Consider the following 15,095-nt stretch of genomic DNA (forward strand, 5'->3'; position numbering starts at 1 on the left):
GCATGGCGCGACGCCCTTGTAGAGCCGAGCCCATGCTCGGCTGCTCTTCGCGCAAAGGCCAGAAGCAGCCGAGCGTGGGCTCGGCTCTACAGGTAGGTCACGCGATGCGCGCCTCGCGGCGGCGATGCACCCAGTAGTACAGCGTCGGCGCGGTGGGGTTCCTGGCAGGTGCCGATGGCGGATGGATCAACGGCCAGGTGCTGCGCGCCAACGGCGGAATGGTGTAGATCGCACAGGTGGCATCCACGCATGGCGCGACGTCCTTGTAGAGCCGAGCCCATGCTCGGCTGCTCTTCGCGCAAAGGCCAGAAGCAGCCGAGCGTGGGCTCGGCTCTACAGGTAGGTCACGCGATGCGGGCCTCGCGGCGGCGATGCACCCAGTAGTACAGCGTCGGCAACACCAGCAGGGTCAGCAGCATCGCCGACAGCAGACCACCGATCACCACCACCGCCAGCGGCTTCTGGGTCTCGGCACCGATCGCATGCGAGGTGGCCATCGGCAGCAGGCCGAACATCGCCAGTAGTGCGGTCATCAGCACCGTGCGCAGGCGCTGCAGCGAACCCTGCACCACCGACTGCAGCAGGTCCATGCCCTGCTCGCGCAACTGGGCGAAGCGGCTGAGCATCACCACGCCGTTCAGCACCGCTTGCCCGAACAATGCAATGAAACCGATTGCCGCCGACACCGACAGCGGAATGCCGGTCAGCCACAGGGCCAGGATGCCGCCGATCATCGCCAGTGGAACGTTGGCCAGGATCAGCGCGGCGCTGCTGATGTCCTTGAAGGCATCGAACAGCAGCACGAAGATGATCAGCACCGACAGCGGAATCACCCAGCCCAGCCGCTTCATCGCACGCTGCTGGTTCTCGAACTCGCCGGACCACTCCAGCCGATAGCCTTCCGGCAGCTGTACGCTGGCATCCACGCGCTTGCGCATGTCAGCCACCACGCTGCCCATGTCGCGGCCGGCGATGAAGATGCTCACCGCCTTCACCCGCTGTGCGTTCTCGCGCGAGATGTTGATCGCGCCGCTGGCCATGCGGAAGTCGGCCACGTCGGACAGCGTCACCGTGTGGCCATCGCCGATGCCAACCGGCACCGTACGCAGCCGCTGCAGGTCACGATCGGCATCGTCCAGGCGCAGGGTGATGGGGAATCTGCGGTCACCCTCCCACAGCTCGCCGACCTGGCGCCCGCCCAGTGCGGTCTCGATCACTTCGTCGACGTCGCGTACGTTCAGGCCATAGCGCGCGGCGCGGTCGCGGTCGATCTCGATCTGCAGCTGCGGCAATGACCCGTCGCGGTCGATGAAGGCGCTCTCCACGCCCTCCACGCCGCGTACCTGGCCGAGGATCGCCTGCGCCTGCTGGTTCAACACGTCCAGATCCGAGCCGCTGACCTTGATCACCACCTGGCCCTTGATCTGCGAGATGCTCTCCAGGATGTTGTCGCGCACCGGCTGCGAAATCGAGAACTCGGGGCCCGGAATGCGCTGCTCCAGCGTGCGCTGCAGATCGCTCACCAGCTGTCGCTTGTCCACGCCTTTCGGCCATTCCTTCTCCGGCTTCAACGCCACCAGCGCCTCGATCTGGTTGGCGCCCTTGGCATCGGAGCCGTCTTCCGGGCGTCCCAGCTTGGCCACCACCGTCGATACCTGCGGGAACGTGCCGACCAGCTCACGGATGCGCCGCGACTGCTGCTGCGCTTCGCCCAGGCTGGTGCTCGGGTCGAGCGTGGCCGTCAGCCAGATCGATCCTTCGTCCAGCTCGGGCAGGAACTCCGAACCCAGCCGCGTGCCCAATGCCAGCGTGCCGACCAGCAGCGCAACCGCGGTCAGCACTACCGCACGCGGGCGGGCCAGTGCGCGCTCCAGGACCGGCCGGTACCAGCCGGTCAGGCGGTCCATCAGCGGATTGCCGTCGCGCATGCGGTCGCGCCGCAGCCACCAGTAACAGAACAACGGCACCACGGTCAGCGCCAGGATCAGCGCGCCGATCAGTGCCGAGGTCACCGAGTACGCCATCGGCGCGAACATGCGGCCTTCCTGGCGCTGCAGGGTGAAGATCGGGATGTGCGCGGCGATGATGATCAGCATCGAGAAGAACGTCGGCCGGCCCACTTCCGACGCTGCCGAAAGAATGGTCGAGAACCGTGTCTTACGGTCGGCCGCAGGTGGCAGCTTCGACAATCGCGAGACGATGTGCTCGGTCACGATCACCGCGCCATCGATGATGATGCCGAAGTCCATCGCACCCAACGACAGCAGGTTGGCCGGCACGCCCCACAGATGCAGGCCAAGGAAGGTCGACAGCAGCGCAAGCGGCATCATCGCCGCCACGATCAGCGCGGCACGGGCGTTGTACAGGAACAGCCACAGCACCAGGAACACCAGCACCGCGCCTTCCAGCAGGTTGCTGAAGACGGTTTTCAGCGTGGTCGAGACCAGCCACGAGCGGTCGTAGAACGGCTCGATGCTGACCCCGGCCGGCAGCTGGTTCGCTTCGATCTCGGCGATGCGCGCATGCAGGGCGTCGAGCACGTCGGACGGGTTCTCGCCCTTGCGCATCAGCACCATGCCGAACACCGCATCGTCGTTGTCATCCTGGCCGACCAGGCCCTGCCGGGGCAGGCCGGTATCGGCGATGCCAGCCAGGTCGCGCACCAGGATCGGCGTGCCACTGCGCTGCGCCACGACCACGTTGCCGATGTCGGCCGGCGAACGCATCAGTCCCACGCCGCGGATCAGGAACTGCTGCTGGCCACGTTCCACGTAGCCGCCGCCTGCGTTCGAGCTGCCCTTCTCCAGCGCCTCGGCGAACTCACCCAGGCTGATGCCGCGGTCACGCAGCTTGTCCAGGTCCGGCTTGACCTGGAACGTACGCGCGAAGCCGCCGAAACTGATCACATCGGCTACGCCCGGCACGGTGCGCAGGCTGCGCTCCATCGTCCATTCCTGCACGGTGCGCAGCTGGGTCGGTGTCAGGTGCGGGCCTTTCAGCACGTACCGGTAGATCTCGCCCACCGCCGAGCTCATCGCCTCCAGCTCCGGCGTCACCCCTTCGGGCAGCTCCACGCCCTGCAGGCGTTCCAGCACCTGCTGGCGCGCGAAGTAATCGTCGGCCTTGTCGTCGAAGGTCAGGATGATCATCGACAGGCCGAATTGCGTATGCGAGAACACCCGCACCGAATGCGGGATGCCGGACAGTGCCACTTCCAGCGGCATCGTCACCTCGCGCTCCACCTCCTCCGCGGCCCGGCCCGGGTGCAGCGATACCACCGTCACCTGGGTGTCGGACACATCCGGAAAGGCTTCCACCGGCAGCACGCGGAACGCGGCAATGCCAGCGCCGATGAACAGCAGCAGCGCCAGCATCACCATCAGCGGCTGGCGCAGGCAATAGGCAATCAGGCGATCGATCATGGCGCGGCATGCCCCGTCCCGGTGCTGGCGGCTGCGGGCGCACTGTCGACCAGCTGCTGCAGCAACAGGCCCCCTTCGACCACCACCCTGGCGCCCTGGGCCAGGCCCTCGCGCACCCACAGGCGGCCATCGCCCAGTTCCTCGGCACGCACGGCGCGGCGCGCGAAGCGGCCCTTGGCCTCCTCCACGAACACCACCTGCTTGCCGTCGATGAGCAGTACCGCAGCATCGGGCAGCGAGACACCGCCCCCGGCCGGCACTGCCACCTGCGCACGCACGTACTGGCCCGCCTTGAAACCGCGCGCACGGTTGTCCAGTTCGGCGCGCGCCTGCACCACGCGGCGTTCGCTGTCGACGAAGTCATCCACGTGCTGCAGGGTCGCCTGCTGCGGCTGCCCATCGGCGCCGGGCACGCTCACCTGCATGCCCGCCTTCAGGCGTCCGGCCAGGCTCTCCGGTACATCCAGCAGCAACCACAGGCGGTCAGGATCGCCAATCATCGCCAGCGGCTGTTCGCTGTCGGGGCTGACTGCCATGCCCGGGCTCATCCGCCGCTCCACCAGCACGCCATCAATGGGTGCGCGCAGCGGCAGCCGTTGGTCGACGTGCTGGCCGTTGCCATACGCCCTGGCGAAGGCGGTCGCGCGCGCGTGATCGGCCTGGCTGCCGGCGAAGCTGGCCTCGGCCTCGTCCAGTTCACGGCCCGACGCCACCCCTGCCGCGTGCAGTTCGCGGGTGCGGTCCAGTTCCCGGCGTGCCAGCTGCAGCTCGGCACGGCCACGCACGCCCTCCGCCTGCGCCTGGCCGAACTCGGGCGAGGTGATCCAGGCGATCACCTGGCCGGCCTTCACCTTCTGCCCCGGTTGTGCCTCGATGCGCGCCACCTGCCCCGCCAGCGGGGTGCGCAGCGCGCTGGAGCGGGTCTCGTCCCAGACCACCCGGCCCGGCAGCTGCAGGCTGGCGCTGGCACCGGCGGTCACCAGCTCGCTGCGCAGCACATCCAGCTGGCGGCTGCCGGCCGGAAACAGGATCTGGCCGGCACTGACCTGCGGCGCATCCTCGGTATACGACGCCGGTTCGCGACCGCAGCCGCCCAGCAGGGCCAGCGCCAGTAGGGCCGGCAGCATGGCATGTCGCGCCCGCGGGCGATGGGCGACGGTGGACTTCATCGGGACTCTCCTTCAGCAACGGATGTGGCCGCTTCCCAGCGCGCCAGGGCAATGGCATGGTCGGCACGCGCATCAATCAGCGCGGCCTCGAACTCGCGCCAGCTGCGGCGCGCGTCGAGCAGATCGGTCAGGCTGGCGGCGCCACGGCGATAGGCCAGTTCGATGCCCTCCACCGCCTTGCGCGCAGCGTCGGACTGCAGCCCCTCGTAGTCGCTGCGGCGCTGCGCGGCAGACTGCACGCTGGCCTGCAGCTGGTCCAGTTCAGCGTGTGCTTCGCGCTGCAGCAGCTGCAGTTCCAGCGCGGCGCTGTCCCGGTCGGCCTCGGCACGCTGGATCGCGCCGCGTGCGCGCGACGGGCCGCCCAGCGGAATGGTCAACGACACGCCCCAGGTGACACCGCTGATATCGGTGGGCTCGCGCTCGGCCTCCACACCCAGCTGGATGTCGCGGTGGCGCTCGCTACGTGCCAGGGCCACGCCAGCGTCGGCGGCGGCCAGGCGCGAGCGTGCCGCGCGCAGATCGGCACGCTGCTGCGGATCGAACGCGCGCACCTTGGCCACGCTGCTGGCATCCGGCCAGGGGTCATCGGCACTGAGGTCGCGGCTGTCATCGCTGCCGAGCAGCAGGCCCAGCGCATGCCGCGCGTCACGCAGATCCAGGGCCGCCTCGCGCGCCGCATCGGCCACCGCCAGATGGTCCACCACCATCCGCGCGCGATCCACCGGCGCCATCGCCCCGGTGGCCACCTGCTTGTCGGCCGCCGCCATCTGTTCGGCCGAACTCTGGCGGTTGGCCTCGGCAATCTGCGCCCGCTCCTGCGCGCCCTTCAGGCCGAAATAGGCTTCATGCAGTGCCACCTGCTGCCGGCGCCGGGTATCGAGCATGTCCAGCCCGGCCACTTCCAGCAGCGCGTCCGCCTGGCGGATGCGCAATGCGCGCTTGCCGCCGCGCTCCCAGGTCCAGCCCAGGCCCAGCGTGCTGTCCACCCGCTTGTCCTGCCAGCGCCCCGGGCCGATGCCGTGCTTCGGGCTGATCTTGCTGCTGCCGATCGACAGCTCGGCCGCTGGCCGCAACGCAGCGGTCAGCGCATCGCCCTGCACCCCACGCAGTTCCAATGCCGCCGCGCGCAGGTCCGGGTTGTGCGCTTCCATTGCACGCTGTGCATCCTGCAAGGACAGCGCCGAAGTCGCGGGCGCGCACGAAAGGGCGGCCAGCAGGGCCGCAAGACGACGGGAGAAATTCATGCACGTCACGGTAAGGTGACGCACTTGCGCCAAACTTGCCCCAACCTTGCACGAAGCTTGCAATGCGAATCCTGCTGATCGAAGACGACGCCGCCCTGGCCGATGGACTGATCCGCGCCCTGCAGGGCGCCGGCCATCTGTGCGACCACCTTTCGCGCGGGCTGCACGCGCCGGCTGCACTGGCCAGCGCGCCGTATGACGTGATGGTGCTCGATCTTTCATTGCCCGACGTCGATGGCCTCGACCTGCTCTCGCGCCTGCGCAACGACGGCGTCACCCTGCCGGTGCTGATCCTCACGGCGCGCGATGGCGTGGAGGACCGCATCCTCGGCCTTGACCGCGGTGGCGACGACTATCTCGCCAAGCCGTTTGCACTGGGGGAACTAGAAGCCCGCCTGCGTGCGCTGTCGCGTCGCCGCAGCGACGCACCGGCGCAGAAGCGGTTGGGCCGTTTGTGCTTCGACAGCATCCGCAATGAAGTGCAGGTGGAAGGCCAGCGCATCGAACTGACCGCGCGCGAGCTGTCGCTGGTCGAGGCACTGATGCAGCATCCTGGCCGCACCGTCACCAAGCAGCGCCTGTTCGACGCGCTGTACAGCTGGGATCACGAGGCCAACCTGTCAGTGATCGAAGTGCATGTCAGCCGCCTGCGCCGCAAGCTGGAACAGGCGCGCGCCGGCGTCGGCATCCGCATGCTGCGTGGCCTGGGCTATCGGCTGGAAGCCGGTGGTGACTGAGCGTGTGCACAGCCTGCGTGGCCTGCTGCTGCGCCGCCTGTGGCTGCCCCTGCTGGTGCTGCTGCTGTGCAGCGCGATCGGTTCATTCGCGTTGGCCCGCTTCTATGCCGGCCAGGTCTATGACCGCTGGTTGCTGGACTCGGCGATGTCGTTGTCCGAGCTGGTGAAGGTGCAGGACGGGCGTGCCTCGATCGAGATCACGCCCGCGGTGTCGCGCATGTTCACCTGGGATACCGCTGACGAAGTGCATGGCGAAGTGGTCGACGCTGCGGGCGGGCGCCTGTATGGGGACCTGCCCGAAGCGCTGCCCCGCCCCGCGATCGCTGCCGGCAGCGACGATGCCGTCTACTACGACGCGCGCCTGCGTGGGCAGCCGGTGCGCATGGTCGAGGTCGTGGTCAGCGCTGGGCCGGGCCACGATATCCGCCTGCGCGTGGCCGAGACGCTGCGCAAGCGGCACCGGCTGGAGCGCAAGCTGCTGCTGGCCAGCATCCCGTTCCAAGCCGCGATCCTAGCGCTGGCCGCGTGGCTGGCCTGGTCCGGTACCGGCGCGGCTGCACGCCATGCCAACCAGGTGGCGCGGCGGCTGGCCAGCCCGCGTCCGGACCCGCTGGCGCCACTGGAGCCCGCGCAGGAAGCCCCACGCGAACTGTGGCCGGCGGTCGAAGCCTACAACGCACTGCTGCAACGGCTGGACGCGATGCAGGCCGCGCAACGGCGCTTCGTCAGCAATGCGGCGCACCAGCTGCGCACGCCGCTGGCGGCAATGCAGGTGGAGCTGGAGAGCTCACTCCGCCAACAGGATCCGCAGGCCCAGCAGCTGGCGCTGTCCGGCACGCTGGCCGGGCTGGCACGGCTGCAGCACCTGGTCAACCAGCTGCTGATGCTCAGCCGCTCGGAAGATCCACAGGGCAGCGCACTGCCGCTGCAGCCGCTGGATCTGGCCGCGTTGGCACGGGGCGTGGTCGAGCGCTACGCCGACCGTGCGTTGGTGGCGGGCGTGGACCTGGGTTACGACGGACCCGACGACGGCGTGAAGATACAGGGTGATCCGCAGTTGCTGCGCGAGGCGCTGGGCAACCTGCTGGACAACGCGCTGCGCTACGGCGCCGTGCCCGGTGTGATCACCCTGGGACTACAGCGGGATGCCGAGGGCGTGCAGGTGTGGGTGGACGATGACGGTACAGGTATCGCCGAAGCCGAGCGCGCGCGCGTCACGGAACGGTTCTACCGGGCCAGCAGCGAGGGAGATGGCTGCGGGCTGGGGCTGGCGATCGTGGCCGAGATCGCGCAGCGGCATGGCGCGATATTGATGATCGAAACGGCGCCACTCGGTGGCGCGCGCGTCGGGTTGCGTTTCCGTTGACCTTTGTCGAATTGCCCTTGTAGAGCCGAGCCCATGCTCGGCTCAGGCACCGTGCCAAAAGCAGCCGAGCATGGGCTCGGCTCTGCAGGTTCCAGGTCACCCGTGAAGCGTGCCGGCCAAGGTCGGCACCTACCACGTGCGCATCACCGGCTCATCGAATACGGCGCCTGCGCGTCCTGCCCCGGCCAGTCCTTGTTCGGCTCGGCCTGCATGCTGAAGCGCAGTTCGCCGCCAGCCAGGATCTCGTCATGGCGCAGGAAGGTGCGCTGCAACGGCTTGCCGTTGAGGCTCACGCTGCCCACATAGGTGTGTTTGTCATCCAGGCCCTCGGCCACGATGGTGAACGACTTGCCGTTCGGAAGACGCATCGCGGTCTTCGGCAGGAACGGACGGCCCAGGATGTACTCGCCCGAGCCCGGCGCCACCGGGTAGAAGCCCAGCGCGGTGAACACATACCAGGCCGACATCTGGCCAACGTCATCATTGCCGGCCAGGCCATCGGGGCGGTCGGCATACTGGGTGTCCATGATCTGCTTCAACCGCGCCTGGGTGCGCCATGGCTGGCCCGCGTACGAATAGAGGTAGGCCACGTGGTGGCTGGGCTCGTTGCCGTGCGCATACCAGCCGATCAGGCCGGTGATGTCTTCCATGTGCTCGAAGATCGATGGATCCACCTTGGCGTTGAACACCTCGTCCAGGCGCGCGAGCAGCTTGTCGCTGCCACCGTGGGCTGCCGCCAGGCCGGCAACGTCCTGCGGCACGTACCACGAGTACTGCCAGGCGTTGCCCTCGGTGTAGTCGGTGCCGTAGCCGCTGGCGCTGGGGTCGAACGGCGTACGGAAGCTGCCATCGCGCTTGCGCGCGCGCATGAAGCCGGTGTCCTTGTCGAACGCGTTGCGCCAGTTACCCGCGCGTTTGTCGAAGGTGGCCGCGATATCGGCCTTGCCCATCGCCTGCGCCATGCGTGCGATGGTCCAGTCATCAAAGGCGTACTCCAGCGTCTTGCTGGCCGCTTCGCCTTCCTCGTCGATCGGCACATAGCCCAGCTCACGGTACTGCGCGATACCGTCATACGGGCCGTAGTTGGCGGTCTCGACCATCGCCTTCAATGCCTTGTCGGCGTCGAAGCCACGAATGCCCTTCACGTAGGCATCGGCGATCACCGGCACGGCGTGGTAGCCGATCATGCACCAGTCTTCCAGGCCATGGAACGACCACACCGGCAGCATGCCATACGGACTGTGCTCATGGTGGGCCAGCATCGAATTGACGAAGTCGCTGTTGCGCTTCTCCGGCTGCACCAGCGTCAGCAACGGGTGCAGCGCGCGGTAGGTGTCCCACAGCGAGAACGTCGAATAGTGCGTGAAGCCGTCGGCCTTGTGCACCGCGTTGTCCGAACCGCGGTACTGGCCATCGGCGTCCATGAACAGCGTCGGCCCCAGCATCGTGTGGTACAGCGCGGTATAGGCACTGCGCCGCGCATGCTCGGGGGCATCGATATCGAGCACGGACAGTGCCTGCGTCCAGTCCTGCTTCGCCTGTGCACGCACGCGGTCGAAATCGAAGTCAGCCACTTCCGCGTCGAGGTTGGCGATCGCGCCGGCTTCACTGACCGGCGAAATGGCCACCTTCACCACCAGCGGTGCGTCGAGCTTGCCGAATGCGAACGTGCCGACCAGCTGGCGACCCTCGATCTGTGCGCGCTGCGCCGGGTCCTTCTCGCCCGGCGGCGGGAAGCCCTTGTAGACGATGTCCTGCTCGGTGTTATGCAGTTCATGGCCAGCCAGCGGCCGCGAGAAACGCATCGCGAAATACAGCTGGCGGCCCGGCGCCCAGCCGCGCGTCTCGCGGAAGCCGGTCACCGTGCCATCGGCGCGCACCCGCACCCGCGACCACAGCACCTTGCCCGGGTAGTCGTACATGCTGGTACGCATGTCCAGCAGCACCTTGGCGTCGGCACCTTTGGGGAAGGCATAGCGGTGCACGCCCACGCGCGCACTGGTGGTCAGCTCGGCACGCACCTTGTAGTCGTCCAGGGTGACCGCGTAGTAGCCCGGCTCGGCCTTCTCGTCAGCGTGGCGGAACCGTGAGGCGTAACCGCTGCGCGGCTTCTCCGGATCGCCGCGCTCCAGCCCGGGGTTGCCGGTGAACGGCATCAGCAGGATGTCGCCCAGGTCCGAATGACCGGTGCCGGAAAAATGCGTGTGCGAGAAACCGACGATGCTGCTGTCGTCGTAACGGTAGCCCGCTGCCCAGCCATAGGCCTTTTCGCGCGGCTGGATGCGCGTGTCCGGGCTGAGCTGGACCATGCCGAACGGCACCGTCGCCCCCGGGTAGGTATGGCCTTCCCCGCCGGTACCGATGAACGGGTCGACCGAGCCATAGGCGCGTTCGGCGGCGGATTTCGACGGAGCCGCCAGCACCGCCCCGGAGGCAAGCATGGCGGTCGCGACGAAAGCGATCAGGAGACGACGGTCCAGCGTGGGCATCGGCATTTGGATCGATTCAGGTGGTAGTCGGATCCTAGCACCGGCCCTGCCCTGTCGCATGCTGCAGTGCGGCCGCCGGAACCGGCACGATGCTTTGCACGTAATTGCATGGCCGCACGACGAATCACCTCATAGCCTTCCGGTCTCCCGCGTCCCGATCGGTGCCGATACGGCAATGGATGTCCAGACATGCACTTCTGAAAGACCGCGCCTTCCGAACGGGACAAAGCGAGACAAACCATCAATTGGTGCGCAGCGCCTCGATCTGCCCAGGATTGCGCCGCAGCGGACATCCCGCTGCCGGGATTGGAACCCCCGGATGAAACTGAAGATCTGCCTGTCATGACTATGGCGGGCGCTGCGTGTGGCCGTCTGGCCATCGGAGTTCTTCTTCAGTCTCTCCGGGTTCCAAGCACGCATCGCCCGCCACCCTTGCGGTGGCCCTCGCACCCAAGGAGTTCCCGCATGAAACACACGCGTCCGCTCAGCCCGGCCATGGAGTCGCTCTTCCAGCGCATCGAACATGCCCTCAACAGTGCAGAAGGCATGGCCATCCTCATCGGCGAACAGTACGGCCCCGAGCCGAAGCCGCCCGCACCGATGGGCTACAACGCCAGAGAGATCGCCAATGCGATGGTCATGCTGAGCCAGCATGGGCGGTGCCTGTTGCAGAAGCTGCGTGCGGAAGCGGAGAAGGTGACCTATCACTAGACCGCGATGCAGCCGAGCCTGCTCGACGCCGTGCGCACCGCACGCAGCGATCGCTGCCCTCAATCTGGCAATGCGCCCTGCAAGGTGGCGAGGTCGGCGCTGTCGACCGGCCTCACCACGCGCGCCACTTCCTGGCCGTCATGCAGCAGCACCACGGTGGGCCACAGTTTTACCTTGAACGCACGCCCCAGCGGCTTTCCCTTGCCATCCTCAATCTTCCAATGCACAAGATCGTGGGCGTCCACAAACGCCTGGAGTGCGGGCTGCGCGGCCTGGCAATGGCCACACCAGGGTGCACCGAACTCCAGCAGCTGCCAGCCCGCCTGAGCTTCCATGTCCGCGCCCGCAGGCTCCGCCGCCGGGTAGTCACGCATGAACGGCATGCCGGTTACGCCGCCAGCGCTTTCTGGATATCCGCCAGCGGGGCGTTGGTCAGGTCCTTGGCGATATCGCCCAGCAGGCGCGCCTGGACCTCCTTGTGCAGCAGCGGGCGGATACGGCCCAGCGTGGTCGGGTCTGCCACCAGCACCAGGTGTGCATAGCGGTTGTTGAGCGCATCTTCGTTCAACTGCTCCGCTACCTGCTTGGCAAACGTCGCCTCGTTGAGCTGCGAAATGGACATGTCCTTCGGCACCGCGCCAGCCGGGCCCTGACCGGAGACGCCCTGCTCGCTGATGTCCTGCAGGCGCAGCTCACCTTCCTGCTTCAACGCCAGCTGATGTTCGCTGCCGACGTTGGTGAACACGCGGGCCGAACCGCCATCGGCGACGATGATCAACGTGCCTTCGGGAATGCGACGGGTCATGCGATGCTCCTTCTCGATTGCGTTCAGCGCTACCGTAGACAGCGTCGCGTGAGCGCTGCGGCCAGAGTTCGTTCAACACTTGTCATTGCATGGCGCGCGGATGAACAGGCGCGATGGAACACAGCGTGCAGATCAGTCCGCTTCGCTGCATGCTCACGCCGATGCCGCTATGATGAACGGATGATCGACACGACCCACTACGTGACGGGCGCACCTGTTACGTGGGAAGCACTGCCGACCGGCGCTTCGCTTGCCACGATAGCTCCCGCCCTGCCGTTCCACCGCCTCGCGCTGGATCCTGGCGGATGACGCCCGCAGGCCCTCGGCCTGCACTCCCCACGCTGCTGTGACCGCCGGCCGCTGATTGCGCGAGCGCTGTGATCCCGTTGCTGCGTTTCCGCCGTTGCGGCGGTGCTTTGCCGTGCGCATGGCGCCGTGCCTGCACACATTCCCCGGCCCCCACCCCACTCACCGATGCCCCTGCGCCACCTGCGCCTGCATCGCCGTTTCCGATTTCCGGGACCTACCTCACCGCTCATTTCCCCTCTTCTGCCTACAAGGGAGCCCCCATGCAGGACACCCCCGATGCACATGCCCATTTCGGCTGGTTCAAACGCCGCCGCCACCTGAAGGTCGATGAGATCACCGTCGTCGACAAGCCCATGCTCAAGCGCGCCGTCGGCGCGGCCGCACTCGGCAATGCCATGGAGTGGTTCGACTTCGGTGTCTACGGCTATCTGGCCGTCACCATCGGCCAGGTGTTCTTCCCCTCCAGCAACCCCACCGCGCAGGTGATCGCTGCGTTCGCCACCTTCACCGTGGCGTTCCTGGTGCGGCCACTGGGCGGCCTGGTATTCGGCCCCCTGGGTGATCGCTACGGCCGCCAGAAAGTGCTGGCGTTCACCATGATCCTGATGGCGCTGGGCACGTTTGCCATCGGCCTGATTCCCGCCTACGAGCGCATCGGCATCTGGGCACCGGTGCTGTTGCTGCTGGCGCGCGTGGTGCAGGGCTTCTCCACCGGCGGCGAATACGGGGGCGCGGCCACCTTCATCGCCGAGTATTCCACCGACCGCAACCGCGGCCTGATGGGCAGCTGGCTGGAGTTCGGCACGCTGGGCGGCTACATCGCCGGCGCCGGCACCGTCACCGCGCTGCACATGCTGCTGAGCAGCGAGCAGATGCTGGACTGGGGCTGGCGCATTCCGTTCCTGGTGGCCGGCCCGCTGGGCCTGCTCGGCCTGTACATGCGCATGAAGCTGGAGGAAACCCCGGCGTTCCGCGCCTTCGCCGAGGAAGCCGAGAAGCGTGAGCACGAGCGGCCGGGGCTGGGCGCGCTGTTCCAGGTGCATGGCCGCCAGCTGCTGGTGTGCATGGGCCTGGTGCTGGTGTTCAACGTGACCGATTACATGCTGCTGACCTACATGCCCAGCTACCTCAGCGTCACGATGGGCTATGCCGAGAGCAAGGGCCTGCTGCTGATCATCATCGTGATGCTGGTGATGATGCCGCTGAACATCGTCGGCGGGTTGTTCAGTGACCGGCTGGGCCGCCGCCCGATGATCATCGGTGCGTGCATCGCGCTGCTGGTGCTGGCCATTCCGTGCCTGCTGCTGGTCGGTAGCGGCAACGACGGGCTGATCTTCCTCGGCCTGATGCTGCTGGGGCTGGCGCTGGTGTGCTTCACCAGCTCGATGCCGTCCACGCTGCCGGCGTTGTTCTACACCCCGGTGCGCTACAGCGCGCTGTCGATCGCCTTCAATGTGTCGGTGTCGCTGTTCGGTGGCACCACGCCGCTGGTGACCGCGTGGCTGGTGGAGCGTACCGGCGACCCGCTGGTGCCGGCCTATTACCTGATGGGCGCGGCGGTGATCGGCCTGGTGACCATGCTGTTCGTGAAGGAAACCGCCGGCCTGCCGCTGCGCGGTTCACCACCAGCGGTTGGCAGCGACAAGGAAGCAGCCGCGCTGTTGAAGAGCGATGTGCCGGTGACGGTGGACCCGACCTTGCCGCCGCTGCCGGACGTTGCCGAGCCCGAGCAGGCGAAGCCGGCGTTGTAGAGCCGAGCCCGCGCTCGGCTGACTTCCAGGGGATCAGCCGAGCATGGGTTCGACTCCGCACCCCGTGCGGCATCAATCACCCGGGGTGTCCAATTCCATCGCGCGCATCACGATGGGCTTGGCCCAGCCCGGCGTGTGCAACAGGTCGGCCACTGCGACCGGGTAATGCAGCTGGCCTGCAGCCATGGCCAATACCGGCAGCGGCACCACGCAGCCGTCGGCATCGGCCGGCGCGCTGTTGTCGTAGACATGCAGCTCGGCCAGGTGCGGCAGCAGCTCCAGCAGGTTCGCGCGCGCCGAATCGAAACGCGCGTGGATCTTCTCCACCGGAATATCGTGGCCACCGGCGGCCACCCGCGCGGCCACACGGGCGACGTGCAGCCCGACATCGGCCAGCCCACAGAACCAGATCGCCACCTGGTGCCGCTCGCAGGCCTCACGCAGCAGGCGCGGAATGGTGTTGCCACCGAGCGTGGTCTCGAAGGCGAAGTCGGTGCCATCGGCCATGGCCTGGCGCAGGCGGCGGGTGCCTTCCTGCCAGGCCTCGGCATTGGCGTCCGGCAGCGGCCAGCCGGCGTCGACCAGGCGGCGGGTGAACGAGTCCGGGTTGAACCAGCTCAGCCCTTCGGCGTCCAGCCAGGTGCCCAGCAGCGAACTCTTGCCGGCGCCATTGACACCGGCCAACGCCAGGATGCGTCCCATCGATCAGAGCGGACGGCCAAGGGTGACCTTGCGGCCGCGCCGGATCGGCTGGCCCAGCACCTTGCCCAGCCCTTCCCCGCGCTGCAGCCCGGCCAGGGTCTGGTCGAACTCGCTGCGCAGGCGCTGCAGCTCCTCGCTGCGCTCACCGGCATCACCGCCAGCGGCCTTGGCCAGCAGTTCCTGGTAGGTGCGGATGTCCACGATCACCGCTTCCGGGTGGTTGTGGTTGGTGATGACCAGCGCCTGCTTTTCGCGCACGGTGCGCATCAGGCTCGGCCAGCCCCGGGTCTTCACCGACGAGGCCGGGGCCTTTTCAAGGCCAGGCAGATCCAGCGGCAGGGTCATGGCACGGCTCCAGGCGGGGTGGATGAGCGACACTATACCCAATTT

General features: G+C 67.5%; 12 protein-coding genes and 1 pseudogene. 5 read left to right on the forward strand and 8 right to left on the reverse strand.

The window, feature by feature from the left end; translation table 11 throughout:
- Positions 1-149 precede the first annotated feature (149 nt).
- Positions 150-227, forward strand: a pseudogene (locus tag AC5P7I_RS19695) (3-ketoacyl-ACP reductase); the annotation flags it as partial.
- 117 nt (positions 228-344) lie between these two features.
- Here the strand turns inward: AC5P7I_RS19695 and AC5P7I_RS19700 are convergent.
- Genes AC5P7I_RS19700 through AC5P7I_RS19710 form a run of 3 tightly spaced genes read right to left on the reverse strand, consistent with a single transcriptional unit; the run spans position 345 to position 5,835 of the window.
- On the reverse strand, positions 345-3,422 hold the full coding sequence (locus AC5P7I_RS19700; protein ID WP_164232586.1) for an efflux RND transporter permease subunit: 3,078 nt from the start codon (positions 3,420-3,422) through the stop codon (positions 345-347).
- Positions 3,419-4,591: an efflux RND transporter periplasmic adaptor subunit gene (locus AC5P7I_RS19705; protein ID WP_014647332.1), complete on the reverse strand. Its 1,173-nt coding sequence runs from the start codon at positions 4,589-4,591 to the stop codon at positions 3,419-3,421. The genes AC5P7I_RS19700 and AC5P7I_RS19705 overlap by 4 nt, the downstream gene beginning before the upstream one ends.
- Positions 4,588-5,835 carry a TolC family protein gene (locus tag AC5P7I_RS19710; RefSeq protein ID WP_262088165.1) on the reverse strand — a complete coding sequence of 416 codons (1,248 nt, stop codon included), beginning with the start codon at positions 5,833-5,835 and terminating at the stop codon, positions 4,588-4,590. The genes AC5P7I_RS19705 and AC5P7I_RS19710 overlap by 4 nt, the downstream gene beginning before the upstream one ends.
- A 62-nt stretch (positions 5,836-5,897) precedes the next feature.
- On the opposite strand from AC5P7I_RS19710, the gene AC5P7I_RS19715 reads away from it, so the two are divergent.
- Both AC5P7I_RS19715 and AC5P7I_RS19720 read left to right on the forward strand, forming a co-directional pair.
- The gene (locus tag AC5P7I_RS19715; protein ID WP_032962610.1) at positions 5,898-6,572 is read left to right on the forward strand and encodes a response regulator; all 675 of its coding nucleotides are present in this window, start codon (positions 5,898-5,900) and stop codon (positions 6,570-6,572) included.
- Positions 6,565-7,938 (forward strand): sensor histidine kinase, encoded by a 1,374-nt coding sequence (locus AC5P7I_RS19720; protein WP_262088166.1) that lies wholly within the window; start codon positions 6,565-6,567, stop codon positions 7,936-7,938. The genes AC5P7I_RS19715 and AC5P7I_RS19720 overlap by 8 nt, the downstream gene beginning before the upstream one ends.
- 143 nt (positions 7,939-8,081) lie before the next feature.
- Here the strand turns inward: AC5P7I_RS19720 and AC5P7I_RS19725 are convergent, their stop codons facing one another.
- Entirely contained in the window at positions 8,082-10,433 is a 2,352-nt protein-coding gene (locus AC5P7I_RS19725) for a GH92 family glycosyl hydrolase (protein WP_262088167.1), read from the reverse strand.
- A gap of 459 nt (positions 10,434-10,892) precedes the next feature.
- Here AC5P7I_RS19725 and AC5P7I_RS19730 point away from each other — a divergent pair, with 459 nt between their 5' ends.
- Positions 10,893-11,138 (forward strand): hypothetical protein, encoded by a 246-nt coding sequence (locus AC5P7I_RS19730; RefSeq protein WP_197575179.1) that lies wholly within the window; start codon positions 10,893-10,895, stop codon positions 11,136-11,138.
- Between the two features lie 59 nt (positions 11,139-11,197).
- Here the strand turns inward: AC5P7I_RS19730 and AC5P7I_RS19735 are convergent, their stop codons facing one another.
- Both AC5P7I_RS19735 and AC5P7I_RS19740 read right to left on the reverse strand, forming a co-directional pair.
- Entirely contained in the window at positions 11,198-11,521 is a 324-nt protein-coding gene (locus AC5P7I_RS19735) for a thioredoxin family protein (protein ID WP_262088168.1), read from the reverse strand.
- Between the two features lie 5 nt (positions 11,522-11,526).
- Positions 11,527-11,943 (reverse strand): host attachment family protein, encoded by a 417-nt coding sequence (locus AC5P7I_RS19740; RefSeq protein ID WP_014037377.1) that lies wholly within the window; start codon positions 11,941-11,943, stop codon positions 11,527-11,529.
- A gap of 569 nt (positions 11,944-12,512) precedes the next feature.
- Here AC5P7I_RS19740 and proP point away from each other — a divergent pair.
- The gene (proP, locus tag AC5P7I_RS19745; RefSeq protein WP_046430926.1) at positions 12,513-14,003 is read left to right on the forward strand and encodes a glycine betaine/L-proline transporter ProP; all 1,491 of its coding nucleotides are present in this window, start codon (positions 12,513-12,515) and stop codon (positions 14,001-14,003) included.
- A gap of 72 nt (positions 14,004-14,075) precedes the next feature.
- On the opposite strand, the gene AC5P7I_RS19750 is transcribed toward proP, so the two are convergent.
- Positions 14,076-14,705 (reverse strand): ATPase, encoded by a 630-nt coding sequence (locus AC5P7I_RS19750; RefSeq protein WP_014647342.1) that lies wholly within the window; start codon positions 14,703-14,705, stop codon positions 14,076-14,078.
- 3 nt (positions 14,706-14,708) lie between these two features.
- Entirely contained in the window at positions 14,709-15,050 is a 342-nt protein-coding gene (locus tag AC5P7I_RS19755; protein ID WP_014647343.1) for a type II toxin-antitoxin system prevent-host-death family antitoxin, read from the reverse strand.
- Positions 15,051-15,095 lie beyond the last annotated feature (45 nt).

It is taken from the genome of Stenotrophomonas sp. YJH_SMC_138, from assembly GCF_059369855.1.